We start from the raw sequence: 19,524 nt of genomic DNA on the forward strand, positions 1-19,524 counted from the left end.
AAGGTTGGGAATACAAAGCGTTTGAATGGAATCAAAGAAAACAAAAAAAAGCCCCGCAGGGCGGGGCTATAAAACTAGGGAGTGACTTCGATAAGGTCACGTGCTGCTTTTACACAGCATTCTGATCTGGCGCTGCATTAAGAAACACAACACCAAACGCAGACTGTTTTCCCGTTACGCCATGTCTGGTATTACTGCGATGTAACGGGAAGATTTCTTTAAATGGCTTTGTTGTTCAATTCGGTATTTTTCAATACTTCATCAAGGTGTAACCAAGTTTCGATGACAGTGTCTGGGTTAAGAGACATGCTTTCGATACCTTGCGCTACAAGCCAGTCGGCGAAGTCGGCGTGGTCAGATGGGCCTTGGCCACAGATACCAACGTATTTACCTTGTTCGCGACAGGCGGTGATCGCCATTTTTAGCAGTTTTTTGACTGCTGGATTGCGTTCGTCGAATTTGTCTGCGATTAATCCTGAGTCGCGGTCAAGTCCAAGTGTTAGTTGGGTTAAATCGTTTGAACCGATTGAGAAGCCGTCGAAGTATTGTAGGAACTCGTCTGCCAGTAGGGCGTTAGACGGAAGTTCGCACATCATGATGACTTTTAGGCCGTTTTCACCGCGAGCTAAGCCTTGTTCCGCAAGCAGTTCGGTAACTTGTTGCGCTTCTTCCAAGGTACGAACAAATGGGATCATAATTTGTACGTTGGTTAAGCCCATTTCGTTACGAACGCGGCGGATGGCTTCACATTCTAGAGCGAAGCAATCGCGGAACGAGGCGTCGATGTAACGCGCGGCGCCACGGAAGCCAAGCATTGGGTTTTCTTCGTCTGGTTCAAACAACGGACCACCAACAAGGTTGTGGTATTCGTTTGATTTAAAGTCGGACAAGCGCACGATGACTGGTTTTTTAGAGAAAGAACAAGCCAGTGTTGCGACGCCTTCGACCAGTTTGTCGACGTAGAATTCCACTGGGCCATTGTAGCCGGCGATGCGGTGGTTGATCTCTTCTTGCAGTGCTGGTGTCATTTCTGCGTAGTTCAGCAAGGCTTTCGGGTGAATGCCGATCATGCGGTTGATGATGAATTCTAATCGCGCCAAGCCAATACCTGCGTTTGGTAGCATGGCAAAGTCGAAGGCGCGGTTTGGGTTACCCACGTTCATCATGATTTTTACTGGCAATTCAGGCATGTTGCCTACTTCAGAGGTGATGATGTCGAATGGCAGTTCGCCTTGGTAAACAAAGCCCATGTCGCCTTGCGAGCAAGAGACTGTGACGATTTGGCCATCTTTCAATACATCTGTTGCGTCGCCACAACCAACGACTGCTGGAATACCTAGTTCACGTGCGATGATCGCTGCGTGACAAGTACGGCCACCACGGTTGGTCACAATAGCAGAAGCGCGCTTCATGATAGGTTCCCAATCTGGATCGGTAATGTCGGTAACCAGAACGTCGCCCGGTTGGATGCGATCCATTTCGGTAATAGAGGACAATACTTTCACTGCGCCTGTGCCGATTTTGTGACCAATGGCGCGGCCGGTGATCATGACCTGAGAGGTTTTCTTTAGATTGTAACGTTCCATGCTTTGGGCATTGGCTTGGCTACGAACGGTTTCTGGACGCGCTTGAACAATATAGATTTTGCCGTCGATGCCGTCTTTCGCCCACTCAATGTCCATAGGACGTTTGTAGTGTTTTTCAATGATGCAGGCTTGGCGAGCAAGATCTTGAATCTCGTCGTTAGTCAGTGCAAAACGGTTTTGGTCATCCAAAGCGACTGGAACGATTTTAACGAATTCTTCGCTGCCCGCTTCGGCGTATTCCATTTTTTGTGCTTTGCTGCCTAGGCTCTTACGCACAACAGAAGGGCGGTTTGCAGCCAGTGTTGGTTTGTGTACGTAGTATTCATCAGGGTTGACGGTGCCTTGTACAACCATTTCACCAAGACCATAAGCGGCAGTTATGAAAACCACTTCGTCAAAGCCAGATTCCGTGTCTAGAGTGAACAGCACGCCAGAAGCGCCGATGTCACTGCGTACCATTTTTTGAATACCTGCGGACAAAGACACGCCTTGGTGTTCAAAGCCTTGGTGAACGCGGTAAGAAATCGCACGGTCGTTAAATAGGGAAGCAAAAACGCGTTTGATAGAGGCTTTGATGTCTGCCAAGCCTTTCACGTTTAGGAAAGTTTCTTGTTGGCCTGCAAAAGACGCATCTGGCAAATCTTCTGCTGTAGCAGAAGAGCGCACTGCAAATGATGTATCGTCTGCGTTGTCGTCACAAAGTGTTGCGAAAGCTGCTTCGATTTCTTGGTCAAATTCTGCTGAGAAAGTGGCGTCTTCAATCCATTGGCGAATCTTTACGCCAGTTTCAGCAAGGGCGTGAACATCGTCCACATCCAATGCGTCTAGTGCTTGATGGATTTTTTCGTCAAGGCCGCTTTCTGTGATGAAGCTTTGATAAGCATAGGAAGTAGTTGCGAAACCGTTAGGTACTTGAATACCAAGGTCTGTCAGGTTGGAAATCATTTCACCTAAAGAGGCGTTTTTCCCGCCAACTTCACCGACATCTTCCATATGAAGATCTTTAAACCACTTAATAAATTTGCTCACAAGAGACTCCAATTATTTTTTTCTTATTAAAAGAATTTGGCTGGTTGGCCAAAAGATGGCTGGTTTGCCAAGTGGACTTCAGACGCTCATCAAATTGCTGTGTGCTCTTGTCAAAGCGCTTGGTCTGAGTTCATTGTATGTAGGGTAGTTGCTTTGAATAAAATCGATTATTCGATGTAGTTTTATTTCAATCGAAAAAACGAATGTCGTTAGATAACAACAAAAATGGGAAAAAACGCATGAAAGTGTATTTTGTATCAGACGGGACAGCGATCACGGCTGAGGTATTTGGGTCAGCAATGTTGTCGTTTTTTGATGTGGCGGTAGAGACCAAAAGTGTGCCTTTCTTGGGCACCAAAGATCAGGCAGAAGGCTTGAAGCAACAGATCAATTTGGAAGTGCAGCAAGGTGTTGCTTTGCTGGTATTTTATACTATTTCCGATGTGGCAATCCGCGAGATTATCGATTCTTGTAATTGCCATTGTTACAATTTGTTTGGTGATTTGTTGTCGCCGATTGAGCAAGCCTTAGGTGTCAAGGCTCAGCCGACAGCACAAAAAGCTCATGGTATGAAAGAGGGCGTTTACGATGGTCGAATAGACGCTATTAACTATGCTTTGGCGAATGATGACGGGGCTTCAGTGAAGAATTTTGCCGAGGCAGATATTATCTTGCTGGGAGTGTCTCGCTCTGGCAAAACGCCAACCAGTTTGTATTTGGCGATGCAGTACGGTATCAAGGCAGCAAACTATCCGATCACTGAAGATGATTTTTCCACGCCCGGTTTGCCTAAGGTGTTAAAGGATCATAAGAAGAAGCTGTTTGGTTTAACCATAGAAGCTCAGCGCTTACATGAGATTCGTACTGGTCGAATGGCGGCAAGTAAGTATGCCTCGGCTCGTCAATGTCGCTATGAAGTAGACGAAGTGGAGTCTTTATATCGCCAAGAACGCATTCCTTTTTTGAATTCGACAAAACTGTCTGTGGAAGAAATTTCCACCAAAGTGATGGCTGAAATGAATTTGGTGCGTCATAGGCAATAAAAATGCTTGGCGGAATGATCAGATAATTCGATGGGTTCATCGTTTTTGCTTGAAATTTAGACAATTAAGTAATGAAAATATTTCGCTTAGGCTAAAATGGCATTACAAATGCTTGTAAAAGACAGACAAATATCGAGTCATAAGGGCTATTTGTTGTGTAATTACCAAATTAACTCGAAGAGAGTGTGCAGATAATGCTAAGAGCTACGCTAACTTCGAGAGTATTTGGTGAATATGCTCTATAATGACGATTAATTGAGCGCGACAGTGACTCGGCAAAAGTGGCTTATTAGAAGTGACTTGTCAGAAATGGCTTATCAGAAGTGATAGCGAGTACTGCAAATGTTCTAAATAGTGAGATGTTCATATTTCTATTTTATAAAAGGGCGTCTTATTGAAAAAACCAAGGATAAAAATACATTGAGTAATAAAAAAATTAACGATCCACACATGCAGCGAGAAGCGTCTAAGTACGATAACCCCGTACCAAGCCGTGAATTCATTCTAGAGTTTCTTGCCACCCAAAATAAAAGCATGGGTCATTTAGATTTATGCAAAGAGTTTTCGCTGACTGGCGAAGACGAAATCGAAGCCCTCCGTCGTCGTCTCATCGCTATGTGTCGAGACAATCAAATGACTAGCAACCAAAATGACGAATACTCGCCGATTTTAGAAAGTGACCTAATTGAAGGTTACGTTCAAGGCAATAAAGAAGGTCATGGTTTCTTGTTGCGTCAAAGTGATGACGATATTTTCCTATCTGCCCGTCAAATGCAGAACGTGATGGATGGCGATAAAGTAAAAGTACGTCTTTCTGGACGTAGTGTTAAAGGTCGCTTAGATGGTGTGGTTGTTGAAGTCATAGAGCGAAAGCACAGCCAATTGGTTGGCCGCTACTATGAAGAAAGCCGCACTGCTTTCGTTACACCAGAAAATCCACGTATTGCCCAAGATATCTTGATCACCACAGAATCTGGTTTAACACCAACACATGGTCAATATGTATTAGCAGAAATCGTTACCTACGCTGAGCGCGGCAAACCAGCTCAAGGTTTAGTTAAAAAAGTTCTTGGCGACTTTATGGCGCCAGGCGTTGAGATCGAAGTGGCGATGCACCGTTATGAAATTCCTAACGAGTGGCCAGCAGCAGTCGAAAAGCAAATCAAAAATTTCAAAACAGAAGTCGCTGACGAAGACAAAGAACATCGTGTTGATTTACGTGATACGCCTTTTGTTACTATCGATGGCGAAGATGCACGTGACTTTGATGACGCGGTGTATTGTGAAAAAACACCGGGTGGTTGGAAGCTGTTTGTTGCCATTGCCGACGTTTCTCATTATGTGAAGAAAGACACTGCATTAGATGAAGAAGCCATCGTACGTGGTAACTCGGTCTATTTCCCAGGTCGCGTTATACCTATGTTGCCGGAAGTCTTGTCGAATGGTTTGTGTTCACTCAACCCAGACGTAGATCGTTTGGCGATGGTAGCCGAAGTATCCTTGACTACGAAAGGCAAGATGCGCGGCTTCAAGTTTTATGAAGGCATTATCCGTTCTCATGCTCGTCTAACCTACAGCAAAGTCGCGAAAATGATCGACGATGAACCAGAAGAGCAAGGTATTGAGCTACGTGAACGTTATGCGTCTATTGTGTCGCATATCGATGACTTAAAAGGTTTGTATCATGTCTTGAAGGGGTCTCGTGATGAACGTGGTGCGATGGAATTCGATACGATCGAAACTCGCATGGTGTTTGACGAAAATTCTAAGATTGAACACATTATTCCGGTTGAACGTAACGACGCTCATAAGCTGATTGAAGAATGTATGTTGTGCGCCAATGTGGCGGCAGCAGAGTTGTTGATTAGTGCAGATTTGCCAGCCTTGTTCCGTGTTCACGAAGGGCCAAAAGACGACCGTTTGTTAACCTTGCGTACTTACCTTGGTTTGCTGGGTTTAGAGCTAACTGGTGGCACTAAGCCAACACCAGCAGATTACGCGGCATTATCTGAAAGCATTAAAGAGCGTGCAGACGTTCGCAGTATTCAAACAATGATGCTGCGTTCTATGTCTCAGGCAGTGTATCAAGCGGATAACTTGGGCCACTTTGGTTTGAATTACGAAGCTTATACTCACTTTACGTCGCCAATTCGTCGTTACCCAGATTTGTTGGTTCACCGCGCGATTCGTTATTTAATTCGTGGTGAAGGCCGTCCAACTGTGCGTCAGGCGCATCGTGTGGCAGGCAGCCCAGAACTAAAAGAACGTAAAATCTACGGTTACACTCATGCGGATATGGATGGTTTAGGGGATTCTTGTTCCTTGACTGAACGTCGCGCTGACGAAGCAACTCGTGATGTAGAAGCTTGGTTGAAATGCCAGTATGTTGAACAGCACTTGGGCGAACCGTTTGAAGGTGTCGTTACCGCAGTGACTTCGTTTGGTTTGTTCGTTGAACTGCAAGGTTTGTTTGTCGATGGTTTGGTGCATATTTCAGGGCTTGGACAAGATTACTTTGTTCACGACATGGAGCATCAGGCGATTATTGGTGAACGAACTGGTCGTGTATTCCGCCTTGGCGATACGTTGAAAGTTCGAGTATCCAGTGTGAACTTGGAGCAACGTAAGATTGATCTGAGTTTGGATGAAAGTGCTGCGCGTCAACCACGTAAAAAAGTGGAACGTAATGAAATGACCGAACTTGAAATGCAATTGGCTCAGTTGCCGCCTATTGAGTTGGGTGGTCGTCCTAAGCCGAAGTCCGCTGCAAAAGTGGAAGGCGATAAGTCTAAAGATGGCAAAGAGTCGGATGGCAAGGCAAAGAAAAAACGTCGTCCACCCGTTTCAAAAGGCAAACGCATTAGACAGAAGAAATCGTCTTCTGCCGCGGCAGCGAGCGGTAAACCAGCTTCTGCAGTAGCGAAAAAGCCGAAGAAGCCAAAAAAGCCGAAAAAGAATAATGCTAAGCCAAAAGCAAAAGACTGATCTGAAGCTGTGAACTGAGCTTTATAGATGAATAACTTTCTAGATGAGTAAAAGGGGGGCGTATGCCCCCAAATTAATAGAGTAAAAGATGTCAGATTTAGAATGGATATACGGCATACATGCCGTGGAAAATGCGTTGAACCAACAGCCAGAACGTATTAAAGAAGTACGTTTTCAAGAAGGCCGTGACGATAAGAAAACTCAGCGTTTAATGCAGCTTTGTAAAGCCAATAAAGTGCGTCATAGCGTTGTTGCCCGCCGCGATCTCGATCAGTTGTTTACCTCAAATAAAGATCGTGTGGTTCACCAAGGTGTTGTCGCTTATACCACGATGAACAAAGCAGGTAATGAAGCCGACTTGCATACGTTAATCGCGGGTTTAGATGAAACACCGCTGATCATTATTCTAGACGGCGTGACAGATCCTCATAATTTGGGCGCTTGTTTGCGTAGTGCTGACGCAGCTGGTGCTCATGCGGTTGTCATGCCAAAAGACAATTCTGCGCCATTGAATGCAACGGTAAGTAAAGTAGCTTGCGGTGCTGCAGAAAGTATTCCTGTTTATGCGGTGACCAACCTTGCTCGCACCATGAAGAAGTTGCAAGACCAAGGTGTCTGGATCTTTGGCACGGCTGGCGAAGCGACACAAACCATTTATGAGCAAGACTTAACCATTCCGACAGCCATTGTTATGGGCGCGGAAGGTGATGGCATGCGTCGTTTGACTCGTGAGCAATGTGATTATCTAGTGAAACTGCCTATGGCTGGTGTGGTTTCTAGTTTGAATGTGTCTGTAGCGACAGGTGTTTGTCTCTACGAAGTAGTGCGTCAGCGCGCTGTTAAGGCCAAAGGTTAAGGGGCATCAAGCCTTGTTTAAGCAATTTAGTATTCCGGCTCCTTCGGCAATTATTGCCGAACAGTTACAACACAAAATTGATAACAAAACTAAGCCGTTAGGCGCGCTAGGAGAGTTGGAAAGCATTGCTTTTCAGCTTGGGAAGATTCAGCAAACGTTAACGCCTGATACGTCAAAACCTAAGATGATCATCTTTGCCGCTGATCATGGTGTTGTCGCTCAGGGCATTAGTTTGTTTCCTCAAGAAGTGACACCGCAAATGGTGATGAACTTCTTGATGGGTGGTGCCGCCGTGAGTGTTTTCTGCGATCAACATAAGGTACCGTTGCGAATCGTTGATGTGGGTGTTAATGCAGAATTAGCTGCGCATCCTTTATTAGGTGCGCGCAAAGTAGCATTTTCATCTCAGGACTTTAGTCAACAAGCCGCAATGACAACGCAGCAGTTAGAAAAAGCGATTCAAGCGGGTGTTGACGAAGCGAACCTTGCCATTGATGACGGCGTAAACTTGTTGATGTTTGGTGAAATGGGCATCGGTAACACTTGCGTGTCTTCTTGCATGATGACGGCGTTAATTGGTGTTAGTGCGACAGACAGCACTGGACGTGGTACTGGATTGGATCTTGCCGGGGTTTCCCATAAAGCGCAGGTTATTGTGCAATCATTAAAACGTGCTGAACAAGATACAGGCCAAATGATACCTGACTGGAGTGCACAAACTCTTGCAGAGCAAGTCGGTGGTTTTGAGATTTTGGCCATGGCGGGTGCGATGTTGCAATCGGCTCAGCGTCAAACGGCCTTTGTGGTGGATGGTTTTATCTGTTCAGTGGCTTTGCTGTTTGCACAAAAAGTCGCTCCGAATGTGCGTGAATATGCTATTTTTGCTCATCAATCGAATGAAAAAGCCCACAAGATGCTGCTCGATCATTTGAATGCGAAACCTATTTTGTCATTAGATCTGCGTTTGGGTGAAGGTTCTGGTGCTATTTTAGCTTATCCATTAATCAACAGCGCGTGTCTGTTTTTGAATAAGATGGCGAGCTTTGAAAGTGCAGGCGTGAGTGATTCTAAATAGATTTCGTTCGAATAGACTACTGGTCAATAGAAACAAATAACTAGATAAGCAGAAATAAAATGAAAGGCATGATTATTGGCCCTTATTGGCAAGGCTTTAAACGTAGCCTTGTCACCTATACTCGAATCCCTCTGAAAGTGGATTGGAGTGATGATATAAAGCACATCCCCGCGGTGTGCTTTTTACCATGGATCGGTTTGGTTGTTGGTCTACTGAGCGCTTGGCCATTATGGTTTGATTGGTCGACCTCTTTGCAAGCGTTGGTGATGTTGTTGAGTGCTGTGTTATTAACCGGTGGATTTCATGAAGATGGTTTGATGGACAGTTGCGATGGTTTGGTTGGCGGCTGGAATAAAGAGCAACGCTTGTCGATCATGAAAGATTCGCGCATTGGCAGTTATGCTGCCTTGTCTATTTGGTTTTCTTTGACACTCAAATGGTTATTGTTGAGTGAATTATTGCAGGTGATTCCAGACTCGTTTCTAGGTTTTGTTTATACCTTAAGTGGTTGGTGTGTTGTGCATATTGTTGCTAGATTCATACCTCTGGTGTTAATGAATACGCTTGATTATGTGACCATGGGACAAAGCAAAGCATCTAGTATGATTGCTAAGTTGAATCCTAGTCAGTGGTTAGTGGCATTGGCGCCATGTTTGCTGGTTGGTGTGTTGGCGTTTAATTTGTTCGATTTGATTCTTACCTTTATTTTTGCCGCCGTTTTAGTCTTTTTGATGCGCCTGTATTTACGTAAAAAAATTGATGGCTTTAATGGTGATACCTTAGGTGCGAGTGAACAGATAGGTGAAATATTTGTTGTCTTATGTCTGTTGGTATCTTATTCATGAAGCTTTATTTGATTCGACATCCAAGGCCAGAGGTTAAGAAAGGTCTGTGTTACGGTGATATGGATGTACCACTTGCCGATGGTTGGGAAGAGGGAGCACAAGCATTAAAAAATGCTTTGTCGATTGAATTTGATGGTGAGTCGAATGTATGTTTTCACAGTCCATTAAGCCGAGCAGCACGATTAGCTGAACATATTGGTGATGGCAAATCACAAGTTGTTGAAGCACTAAAAGAACTAGATTTTGGTGATTGGGAAGGATTGTGTTGGCAAGATATTCCAAAGCAAGAAATAGATCTGTGGGCTGACGACATTGTGCTCTCCGCGCCTTATAATGGTGAATCGCTGCAAGTTGTAGCTGATCGCGTTTGGCGATGGTGGCTATCGGTGAAAGATATGCCGATGGAGAATTGTGTATTGGTTGCCCATTCTGGTGTCATCAAGGTATTTGTCAGCATGCTCTGTCAGTGGCCTTTGGATCAATGTCACCGAATAGATGTGGGCTTCAGTAGTTTGACGGAGTTTTTCATTCAGGGAGATTTGGTTATGTTAAAGCGTTTGGGTGCTGGTGACTGGGTATCTAGTCAATAACGGGTGCTTTTTAATGTTGGATTTGGTATTCGCCAAATCGTCTTAGGTTCGATTGAGAAAAAATAAAAAATGTTGCTATATCTTTTGGGTATGTTTGGGATTGCTGCGTTTGCAATCACAGGGGTTATTTCGTCCGGTAAAAAAGACATGGATCTTTTTAGCGTGGTATTCCTTGGTATGGTGACATCCTTGGGTGGTGGTACGATTCGAGACACGGTGCTATCTGTTGAAACGGTTTATTGGGTAAAAGACACGTCTTACTTATGGGTGGCGTTTTTGTCTTCAACCTTGGCGTTTTTTACGGTTCGATTCATCGAAGATAGACAAACCGTTTTTCATTATGCTGATTCATTTGGTTTGGCTCTTTTTACAGTTGTTGCAACGGAAAAAGTGCTGAACCTAGGTTTCCCGCCAACCATTGCTATTACTATGGGTATTATCACTGGTGTGGCTGGCGGCATTATTCGCGATGTTTTGAGTCATCGTCCGCCTTTGGTTTTAGGACGAGAGTTTTACGCAACCCCAGCATTTTTAGGTGCTTTGTTATTAGTACTACTTGAAAAAAACGTACCGACACATGAGTTTAACTCGATTTACGCGGTAGCTTTAGTCTTTATACTAAGGGTGTTCGCGATACATAAAGATTTGTATTACCCAAGTTGGTTGTTGTACAAGAAAAAGTAGTACAAGAAAAAACAGTACAAGAAAAAACAGTACAAAAAAATGACATTAAAGAGACAAATTATGACGGATCCTTCTCCTGAACAAAAAGTCACAGAGCAACATGTAGAACAAGCAGAAAAGAACGAAGCGCGCTTGTTGAAGAAAAAGGCAGTTGTTGATCAACGTATTGCTGCGGCAACGGAAGAGCGTGGCGTAACCATTTTATTAACCGGTAATGGCAAAGGTAAAAGCTCTAGCGCCTTTGGTACCATGGCTCGTGCTTTGGGTCATGGGCAAAAAAGTGCGGTGATTCAGTTTATAAAAGGGCGCAAGGCGACTGGCGAACAATTGTTCTTTGGCTCTCATCCATTAGTTGATTTTCATGTCATGGGGCATGGTTTTACGTGGGAAACACGTAATCCAGAGTTGGAAAAAGAAGCTGCTGAACAAGCGTGGGCCTTGGCTAAGAGTGTTTTGTCTGATCCCAGTGTGCATTTTGTTTTGTTGGATGAAATCACCTACATGTATAAATATGGCTATTTAAACGAAGACGATTTGATTGCCGCATTGAATTCTCGTCCAGCTCATCAAAACGTAATGATGACAGGTCGTACAGCACCACGTGTTTTGTTAGACAGTGTTGATACGCACAGTAAAATTGCCAATGAACGTCACGCTTTTGCAAATGGCGTAAAAGCTCAAGTTGGAATTGAATGGTAGTTCGCATTGCGAGCTACTTTTTCTGATTCATTTTATTTCCCTCTCTTTACCTTTCTTTTTTGTCTACGACTTTGATCTAACCTGATCCTTCATAATGTAAAAAATGCGTTCAAATGAGATTTATTCTCAAATTAGCTGGATTTTTTAAAATTCTTTTACGATAATGATTCTCATTAAGTTCTATTTAGTATCATAACATATCGTGGAGGAAACAATGCAAGACTGGGAGCGTTTAACGAGACAAGCTAACCGGGCTTATTCAAATCATGCTTTTACTGATGCTGTGGATTTAAATCGACAGGCATTGATGCAAGCAGAGCGTTCATTCGATGAAGATTTTTATCGAGATGCTGAATCTGCTGTGGCAGCTGCTGCCGTGAGTTTTTTGAATATTGCCGAATCTTATACTGCCTTGGGTGACTTTATTTCCGCCAACACTCAATTTGAAAGTGCGGTAAATTTCTTACAAACCATTATTGCCCGACCTGATATGGATGATGAACAGCGTGATCTCATTATGAGAACGGCAACTCATATTCGTTTTGAATGGGAGCTGTTTACTCAGAGTTATAGTAAGGAGGTTTCTGCGCAAAGTAGAGCCTTGATGCAGTCGTTGACTAATGCAGTGTCTATATCAACTGCTGTGATGCGTCATTAATTGTCAGGTGTTAATGAAAGGAATGATGATATGAAATTCATTATTAGAGTCATGTTGTTCAGTGTTTTTATTGTCATGAGCCAAGTGATTCAGGCACATCCTGGTCATGATGATTCACATTGGGCGAGTGATCTTATTCATGTTTTAACCGTATTGGCTGTGGGAAGTATTATTGTTGGCGGCTTTGTTTATAAGCTGTTACTACGTCGCCGTAAACAACTTGAGCGAGAGGAGATTAGTCATGATGCATAGTGTGATAAAAACATTAGATAAAGTGATCGGCTTTAAAACGGCACAGGCTCATTGTGACATCCCGTGTAAAATTTATGATCCTTATACCGCTCAACTAGCGGCGCTGAGCAGTGTTCGCCTCATGGACTTGATTAAAGAAGTAGAGGAAAAAGAGTCATTAGGTGTGACTGATTTTGCTCAGATCTCTCGTTTGGTTAGCGAAAAAGAGTCAGCTTGTACGGAAGTGAAAGAAGCTGTTCGGATTATTTGGGGTGATTATTTTAAAGCGCCGCAATTTGAGCAAGTTCCTAATGTCCATGACTTAGTTCATTCCATCATGTTGCAAGCTTCAAAGTGCAAACAGGGAATTGATCGTGCAGAAGGGGAGAAGTTGGTTGCTTTAGTGAATAACTTTGCAGAAGCCTTTTGGTTTACGAAAGATGTTCTAACTTATCGAGCACCTTGTCCTTATCCACCTATGTTAGATGTGGTTTATCCAGATCTAAAAAATTAAAAGCCGTGTTTCAAAAAAATTAATTTAGTAAAGAGATTGCATAAAGGAGTGGTCATGCTTCATTTAATTAAGGTGCAAGGCGAAAGTATGGCTCCATTTTTAAATGATGGGGACTTTGTGTTTACCAGCCGTTGGCATAAAAAACTCAAAATAGGCCATCTTGTCGTAGTTGATCATGCTTTGTACGGATTTATTATCAAAAAAGTATTGCACATTGCCCCAGATGGTCAGCTTTGGTTGGGGGGTGAAAGTAATAAAAGTCTGCAGTCCGAACGAATTGGGTGGGTGTCTCCAAGGCGTGTTGTGGGAAAAGTCATTCATCGAATTTGTGCTACATAATTGGGTGTACATAAAATAAGACACTTTTAAAAAACTAGCTAAAAATTGCTTTCTGCTTTGATATTGGTCTTAGGCCTGTTTTTCTCTAAAATCCACGCCCCTGTAATACCAATAATTGATTTATCCGAAGAGAAATTCATGTCGACAGCAGAACTACCAAAAATGAAAAAACATACTCGTCTTGAGGATGTTCAAGCAGTAATTCTTGGCACCTTGATAATTGCATTGGGTGTGAACCTTTTTACTCATGCAGGTTTGTTAACGGGTGGTTCTGCTGGATTAGCTTTTTTGATGAAGTATTCAACTCCTTTGACTTTTGGTCAGGCGTTTTTCTTGATCAACCTTCCTTTCTATATTTTGGCGATTCTGCATTTTGGTTGGGAATTCACCATCAAAACTTTCCTTTCAGTATTTTGTTTGTCGGTTTTTGCTGATATCACGCCTATGCTGGTTACCTTCGATAAGGTTAATCCATTTTATGCCAGTATTGCGGGTGGTTTTTTGATGGGGGTGGGCTTTTTAATGCTATTCCGCCACAACGCTAGCTTGGGTGGTATGAATATTTTGGCACGTTATTTAGCTGAAAAATATGGTATTTCCATGGGGAAATTCCAGATGGCTGTTGATTGTATGATTGTGCTGTTGTCTGTTTTTGTGGTGGATTACACCTTAATCATTATCTCGTTTGTTGGTGCCATTGCTTTAAATATGATTATCGCAGTAAACCATAAACCAGGGCGTTACATGGGGAATGTTTAAGCCGTTTCATAAACATCTATTTAAGAGTAGTTTTTATTGTAGTGGCATAGTGTAGTGGTCAAGTAAAACTGGCCATCGCTTTGTATAATGCAACTTGGCAAAACTACCTTCTTTTTTTTCAAAGAGTTGGTAGTGTATTAATGCTATTGCTGACTGTGTGTTTTTCAAGGACGTTTACCGTAGAAGGCATTACTTAGTAGATTATGTATAGCATTTGCTTCTATAGGTCGAGGATTCCAATAAGGCGAGGCGCAGGCTATTTCGACAGCTAAATTTATATCAGAAGCATTCATTCCTATTTCTTTGAGAGATGTTGGAGCGCCATGTTGAGCTGCTAGATCGTAAAGACCTTGTGCAGCATTACTAACCCCTAATGCTTTGGCGACTTTTGCCATTACTTCAGTTGTAGCGCTTTCGTTGTAGGCTACAGCATGGGGAAGAATTACAGTGTGCGTTTCGGCATGAGGAAGGCCAAAACTACCGCCTAGTGTATGACAAAGCTTATGATGAATAGACATACCTACTGCCCCAAGACACGTACCACAAGCCCATGCACCGAATAAAGCATCAGAGCGAGCTGAGTTATCTAGTGGAGAGTGGTAGATAACCGGAATTGCATGTGCCAAAGCTTCTATTCCTTGTTCGGCTAACATAGAGATAAGAGGATTGGCGTCTTTAGAATAAAGGGCTTCGATAGCATGAGCTATCGCATTCATTGCTGATGTGATTGTTATAGGTACCGGTAGCGTTTTAGTTAACTCTACATCATAGATAATGACTTCAGGTAATACCTTAAGGGTGCGCTGAGTTGTTTTCACTCCATTTTCAGTTTGACCAATGATTGGAGTCGCCTCTGAACCTGCGTAGGTCGTTGGAATAACTATTTGTGGTAGGTTTGTATGAAGAGCTATTGCCTTTGCTAAACCTATAGTGGAACCGCCACCGATGGCAATTATACAATCGGCTTTAGTTTCCATTACTATTTTCAGTGCGTCATTTGTTACTGTGGTAGGAGTGTGCATCGCTGCACCATTAAAGCAACCTACGGAAAACTCTCCTAGTAGATTAGAAACTTGACTGGCTGCCTTATGTTGGCCTGCTGTAGATAAGACTAGTCCGCGATTTTTTCCTAGCAGTCTTAGTTCGTCTTTAATTTGATATAAAGTATTGGAGCCAAAAATCACGCGTGATGGAAGAGCGTTGTAAACAAAAGGTTTCATGAATTATATATCTCTATATAGTTGAAATAAGTCAGGAGAGACTACTCTTATTGCTCTAAATCTAATGCTTGGTCTTCTAGTCTATCTATTTGGGGCATTGCCTCTGATATGGAAAAAATTTGAAGGTTCAACCGGTAAGGACTTAATTGAAACCGTAATGGGGCAAAAAGTATTTAATGAATAAATAAAAAAGTGCCTATTTATGAAGCGGCAGAAGTGACCCCATAAAGTTAGGCACTTTTTTATCAAGAAAATACTTACATCAGTATCATAAAGGTTCCAGCAATCGCAATACCGGAAATCCCTAGCCAAATAACTAAATACCCCATTATGTCACGTGCAGAAAGCCCTGCTACACCTAATAATGGTAACGCCCAAAATGGTTGAATTTGATTTGTCCAACCGTCTCCCCAAGTAAAGGCCATAATGGTTAGGGCCGGATCAGCTCCCAATTCATAGGCCGCTTGCATCATAATTGGACCTTGAATCGCCCATTGGCCACCACCTGATGGAATAAAGAAGTTCACAATACCTGCGCATAAGAAGGTAAGTACTGGAAATGTCTTGACTGTTGCGACCGATATAATGGCATTGGAAAAAATGGTGACTAATCCAGCTTTGGTCATCATGCCTGCTATGCCTGCATAAAGTGGGAACTGAACGATGATGCCTCGCCCAGCTTTTACCGCTAACTCAGCAGCATGAAGGTAAGATGCGGAGTTTCTATGAAGTATTAATCCAAGCGCCAGAAAGATTAAAATCATGCTATTTAGATCAAGACTAAAGCTGCCGTTGATGATCTTAGCGATTAAATAACTTGCGGCTAATAATCCTAAAAACAAAGTGGGTAGTCGGCTGTGCTCGATCCAGTCAGAAAAGCACATTTTTCCCTCAAATGCTTTTACTTCAATATCGTCATCTTCCTTATCGTCTAGCAAAATGATTTCTTTTGGTTGCTTTTGTAGCATAAAAAAGGCAATCAATAAGACCAAAAGGACGATGGTTAGCGCTATATTCCAGCTTGAATATAGTGTTTGTGATACAGGTACAATCCCGATTGATTTCTCCATAAAGTGGCCAGGAGTTGCAATAACCAAAGGGATGGAAGAAGAAGGGCCACGTACTAACTCGCCGCCATAAGCTGCGGCGACAATGAGAGGGAAATGTACTTTTACACTACGCCCCATTGCTCTTGCTAAAATGGCGCCCGCCACCATACCAAAGCCCCAGTTTAGGTAATAGCAAACGAAGCTAACTAAGATGGTAAGGGCTAACGCTTGTTTGGGCGTGCTGGCCTGTTTTGCCAAAGCATTGAGTGCATTTTTTACAATTGGTGTCATTGCTAGAACATAGCCAGTCAATAAGACTAGGACCATTTGCATCCCGAAGGTAAATAATTTGGAAAATCCATCTCCCCAATAACCAACCATAGCCATGGGGCTTTGGCCAGCAATAGCAATTCCTAATACGAAGGTGATGGCTGTGAGTATGACAGCGAGTACAAAAGCACTTGGCAAGTATCGCTGTACAATACGCACGGAAAAATTGGTTATTGCTTCCATAATATTATTCTCTTTTTATTAGATGGTTATGTATCAATAAAAGTGATGGCTACAGTTATTTGTGTTCGCATTGCGAATTTATCTTTGTTATGCGAACAAATTTAATCAATGTAACGGTTTTGATCAAGGTTAAAAGCAAATTAATTTAAAATAACTTTTTGTTAGTAGCTCACTTCGGTTGTATTTCTTGTTTTTTTGTATGAAAGCGCCCTTGTTTTATGATGTCTTAAGGTAATAAGAATGAGTAAGCTCAGCCTTTGAGCTTACTTTTTGCTTCACCGGTTGTTCTTAAGGGACTATCACAGTCGAAACTAATAGTTAAAGTTCTGTATTTTTATCATTTTTGTGTCTTCTGGTTGCTTAACTCATGCTGGCGTTTCCTAACTGAGCCTCGCTCAGGTATTATTACGCTAATCAAAAAGACAGAGGAAAAGAGTTTGGAATTACTCAAAGTAGACAACCTTAACCCCTACCTAGATGATCTTGTCGAATTGTTATGCGATGCCGTCGATTCAGGTGCGCCAATTGGTTTTTTACCGCCAATGAGTGAATCCGAAGCGAAAGCTTATTGGTTGTCTATTAACGATGATTTGCAAGCCAACTCCCGCCAAGTTTTATTGATCCGTGAAGACGATAAAGTAGTTGGCAGTGTGCAAATTGCCATGTCACCAAAAGCCAATGCATTACATCGTTGTGATGTGGAAAAGCTAATGGTTCATACTCAAGCGAGAGAACATGGCTTGGGCGGTATGCTGATGCAAGGTGTTGAGCGCGTTGCGGCATCGATGCAACGACAGCTACTAATGCTTGAAGTTAGAAGTGATGACATCGCTCACGACATGTATGTCAATATGGGCTATATTCCGTTTGGTGAAGTGCCTGGTTACTCTCGTAGTGCGAACGGCATGTTGCATAACGCGACGTTTTTCTACAAAGAAATTGAAACCACCCACGAAGTATTCTCTTAAATTTAATTAACAAAGCCATAGGCGATACCCTTGAGACTTGATTTTTATTTATCCCACGTGACCGAGTTGGCACGTAAAGCTGCAAAAATTGCAGCATCAAAAGGCCGTGTAACTGTAAATGGTGAAGTGGTTAAAAAAGCCAATTACACCGTACAAGAGGGGGATCAAATTTGCCTTGATGATACCCTTTTGGCATGGCCATCTGAGGGATACTATTTACTGCATAAACCTGCTGGTTATGTGTGTGCTACTCAAGATCCAGACCACCCAACGGTGCTGGATCTTTTGCCTTCTCATCTAGGGCAAGAGTTAAAAATTGTTGGTCGTCTAGACAAAGACACTACTGGCTTATTGCTGCTAACCACAGACGGTCAATGGCTGCATCGAATTACCTCACCACGTAATGCTTGTAACAAACGATATCGTATGATGTTGGCTGATCCAATTAGTGATGAAGATTTGAAACAATTAGAAGCAGGTGTGATGTTGAACGGAGAGTCACAACCAACATTACCTGCGGTAGCTGAGCGTATTAGCGATTGTGATATTTACCTGACGATTCAAGAAGGTAAATATCATCAAGTAAAACGCATGTTGGCAGCAGTAGGCAATAAAGTTGAAGAGCTTCATCGCGATCAAATTGGTCCGTTGTCACTGGATGCCGACATGCCGGCTGGCGAGTTCCGTGCGTTAACAGAAGATGAAGTGCTTTACTTTTAAACAAAGCTTTAAGAGAGATTGAAAAATGAAAGAATTATCGATGGAAGAACGCGTTCAACTTTTAGTTGCGCCTGACAGCGAACGCTTAGCGTATTTTGTTGAGCAAGTAAAAGCCACAGAGCTAGTCTGGAGTTTGAGTAACGAAGAAGGTTTCGTCATGGTTGAAGCTGACGATGGCGATTGTGTGATGGTTTGGCCAGATGCAGAATTTGCCAGCCAGTGGGCTATTGAAGATTGGGACGACTGTGAGCCTGTGTCTGTTTCCCTTGAGACGTTTAAAACTGAATGGCTACCAAGCCTTGTGGCAGACAAGATTACTGTAGCCGTTTTTCCGAATATTGAAGACGAGGGTAAGCTATCGACAGCGGAAGAGTTGACTGCGCTGTTGGCTTGATCTTGGAAATAAGTATTTATAATTAGCCGCTTTCTTATTGGTTTTTCGTCATGAGGAGCGGTTTAGTTTTTATTAAAGTGTTATAGATATTTTTATAGTAACGGGACAATACAAATAAGGACTTAACTCCCCCATGAGCAAACGTCAAAACCACCGTGAAGAAGTCTTTGTTAAAATATTAGAAGCCGCTGAAATTGAATTCGGCTTAAAAGGCTATAACGGTGCCAGCCTTCAGCACATAGCTGAACGCGCAGGTTTACCCAAGCCAAATATTATTTATTACTTTCAATCTAAAGCTAACTTGTACAAGCAAGTACTTGATCAGACCTTGATGGGTTGGAATGATTTGTTTGATAAGGCGACTATCAACGATGATCCAGCCGCTGTATTGGACAGTTTTATCCGCGTTAAACTTAAGCAAAGCTTTGATAAAGGGGTTGCTTCTCGTTTGTTCGCTATGGAAGTGATTGGTGGAGCACTGCACATTGGCGACTACCTAAAAGAAGAGTTACAGCCATGGTTTAAATCTCGCGTAGCCTTACTTCAATCTTGGATGGATGCAGGAAAAATGCGTCAATGCGACCCTGCTAGTGTCATCTACATGATTTGGGCAACCACTCAGCATTACGCAGATTTTGAGGCGCAAGTGCTAGCCTTAAGCGGAATTGAATCCTTGGGAGATGAAAATTTACAGCGTATCGGTGATACTGTGAGCGGTATTATTCTCGCAGGTTGTGGTTTAAGTCTGCCTAAAACGAATTAATATC

General features: G+C 42.8%; 20 protein-coding genes. 17 read left to right on the forward strand and 3 right to left on the reverse strand.

From position 1 onward, the window contains the following. Positions 1-218: 218 nt before the first annotated feature. Entirely contained in the window at positions 219-2,615 is a 2,397-nt protein-coding gene (gene ppsA / locus TY87_RS12915; protein WP_100187384.1) for a phosphoenolpyruvate synthase, read from the reverse strand. Between the two features lie 203 nt (positions 2,616-2,818). On the opposite strand from ppsA, the gene TY87_RS12920 reads away from it, so the two are divergent. From TY87_RS12920 to TY87_RS12980, 13 genes are all read left to right on the forward strand, one after another. After that, positions 2,819-3,658 (forward strand): pyruvate, water dikinase regulatory protein, encoded by an 840-nt coding sequence (locus tag TY87_RS12920; protein ID WP_269777513.1) that lies wholly within the window; start codon positions 2,819-2,821, stop codon positions 3,656-3,658. A gap of 450 nt (positions 3,659-4,108) precedes the next feature. After that, the gene (gene rnr, locus TY87_RS12925; protein ID WP_442919212.1) at positions 4,109-6,643 is read left to right on the forward strand and encodes a ribonuclease R; all 2,535 of its coding nucleotides are present in this window, start codon (positions 4,109-4,111) and stop codon (positions 6,641-6,643) included. A gap of 88 nt (positions 6,644-6,731) precedes the next feature. Then, entirely contained in the window at positions 6,732-7,499 is a 768-nt protein-coding gene (rlmB, locus tag TY87_RS12930; protein ID WP_100187386.1) for a 23S rRNA (guanosine(2251)-2'-O)-methyltransferase RlmB, read from the forward strand. Between the two features lie 13 nt (positions 7,500-7,512). Next, complete coding sequence (cobT, locus tag TY87_RS12935; protein ID WP_100187387.1) at positions 7,513-8,574, forward strand: nicotinate-nucleotide--dimethylbenzimidazole phosphoribosyltransferase; 1,062 nt, start codon at positions 7,513-7,515, stop codon at positions 8,572-8,574. Between the two features lie 59 nt (positions 8,575-8,633). Continuing rightward, entirely contained in the window at positions 8,634-9,419 is a 786-nt protein-coding gene (locus TY87_RS12940; protein WP_100187388.1) for an adenosylcobinamide-GDP ribazoletransferase, read from the forward strand. Continuing rightward, positions 9,416-10,009 (forward strand): histidine phosphatase family protein, encoded by a 594-nt coding sequence (locus TY87_RS12945; RefSeq protein WP_072838055.1) that lies wholly within the window; start codon positions 9,416-9,418, stop codon positions 10,007-10,009. Before TY87_RS12940 ends, TY87_RS12945 begins: the two co-directional genes overlap by 4 nt. A 69-nt stretch (positions 10,010-10,078) precedes the next feature. Further along, complete coding sequence (locus TY87_RS12950; protein WP_072837753.1) at positions 10,079-10,693, forward strand: trimeric intracellular cation channel family protein; 615 nt, start codon at positions 10,079-10,081, stop codon at positions 10,691-10,693. Positions 10,694-10,753: 60 nt separating this feature from the next. Next, complete coding sequence (gene cobO / locus TY87_RS12955) at positions 10,754-11,392, forward strand: cob(I)yrinic acid a,c-diamide adenosyltransferase (protein WP_100187389.1); 639 nt, start codon at positions 10,754-10,756, stop codon at positions 11,390-11,392. 214 nt (positions 11,393-11,606) lie between these two features. Continuing rightward, positions 11,607-12,050 (forward strand): hypothetical protein, encoded by a 444-nt coding sequence (locus TY87_RS12960; protein ID WP_072837755.1) that lies wholly within the window; start codon positions 11,607-11,609, stop codon positions 12,048-12,050. A gap of 30 nt (positions 12,051-12,080) precedes the next feature. Next, the gene (locus tag TY87_RS12965; protein WP_072837756.1) at positions 12,081-12,302 is read left to right on the forward strand and encodes a hypothetical protein; all 222 of its coding nucleotides are present in this window, start codon (positions 12,081-12,083) and stop codon (positions 12,300-12,302) included. Further along, positions 12,292-12,795, forward strand: a complete 504-nt coding sequence (gene sodN, locus TY87_RS12970) for a superoxide dismutase, Ni (RefSeq protein ID WP_100187390.1) — start codon at positions 12,292-12,294, stop codon at positions 12,793-12,795. The genes TY87_RS12965 and sodN overlap by 11 nt, the downstream gene beginning before the upstream one ends. Positions 12,796-12,849: 54 nt before the next feature. Further along, positions 12,850-13,134: a S24/S26 family peptidase gene (locus tag TY87_RS12975; RefSeq protein WP_048813955.1), complete on the forward strand. Its 285-nt coding sequence runs from the start codon at positions 12,850-12,852 to the stop codon at positions 13,132-13,134. 138 nt (positions 13,135-13,272) lie between these two features. Next, complete coding sequence (locus tag TY87_RS12980; RefSeq protein ID WP_072837758.1) at positions 13,273-13,893, forward strand: YitT family protein; 621 nt, start codon at positions 13,273-13,275, stop codon at positions 13,891-13,893. 164 nt (positions 13,894-14,057) lie between these two features. On the opposite strand, the gene TY87_RS12985 is transcribed toward TY87_RS12980, so the two are convergent. Together TY87_RS12985 and TY87_RS12990 are read right to left on the reverse strand one after the other, a co-directional pair. After that, complete coding sequence (locus TY87_RS12985; protein WP_012069132.1) at positions 14,058-15,113, reverse strand: maleylacetate reductase; 1,056 nt, start codon at positions 15,111-15,113, stop codon at positions 14,058-14,060. Positions 15,114-15,370: 257 nt separating this feature from the next. Continuing rightward, positions 15,371-16,675 (reverse strand): short-chain fatty acid transporter, encoded by a 1,305-nt coding sequence (locus TY87_RS12990; RefSeq protein WP_100187391.1) that lies wholly within the window; start codon positions 16,673-16,675, stop codon positions 15,371-15,373. A 437-nt stretch (positions 16,676-17,112) separates the two neighbouring features. On the opposite strand from TY87_RS12990, the gene TY87_RS12995 reads away from it, so the two are divergent. The 4 genes from TY87_RS12995 to TY87_RS13010 all read left to right on the forward strand — a co-directional run bounded on the left by TY87_RS12995 (position 17,113) and on the right by TY87_RS13010 (position 19,520). Further along, positions 17,113-17,643 (forward strand): GNAT family N-acetyltransferase, encoded by a 531-nt coding sequence (locus TY87_RS12995; RefSeq protein WP_072837761.1) that lies wholly within the window; start codon positions 17,113-17,115, stop codon positions 17,641-17,643. Between the two features lie 30 nt (positions 17,644-17,673). Beyond that, positions 17,674-18,363 carry a pseudouridine synthase gene (locus tag TY87_RS13000; RefSeq protein WP_100187392.1) on the forward strand — a complete coding sequence of 230 codons (690 nt, stop codon included), beginning with the start codon at positions 17,674-17,676 and terminating at the stop codon, positions 18,361-18,363. Positions 18,364-18,388: 25 nt separating this feature from the next. Beyond that, positions 18,389-18,757 (forward strand): DUF2750 domain-containing protein, encoded by a 369-nt coding sequence (locus TY87_RS13005; protein WP_100187393.1) that lies wholly within the window; start codon positions 18,389-18,391, stop codon positions 18,755-18,757. A 133-nt stretch (positions 18,758-18,890) separates the two neighbouring features. After that, positions 18,891-19,520: a TetR family transcriptional regulator C-terminal domain-containing protein gene (locus TY87_RS13010; protein ID WP_100187394.1), complete on the forward strand. Its 630-nt coding sequence runs from the start codon at positions 18,891-18,893 to the stop codon at positions 19,518-19,520. Positions 19,521-19,524 lie beyond the last annotated feature (4 nt).

The sequence above is a fragment of the Marinomonas sp. BSi20584 genome (genome assembly GCF_002792415.1).
GTDB classification, from domain to species: Bacteria; Pseudomonadota; Gammaproteobacteria; order Pseudomonadales; family Marinomonadaceae; genus Marinomonas; species Marinomonas polaris.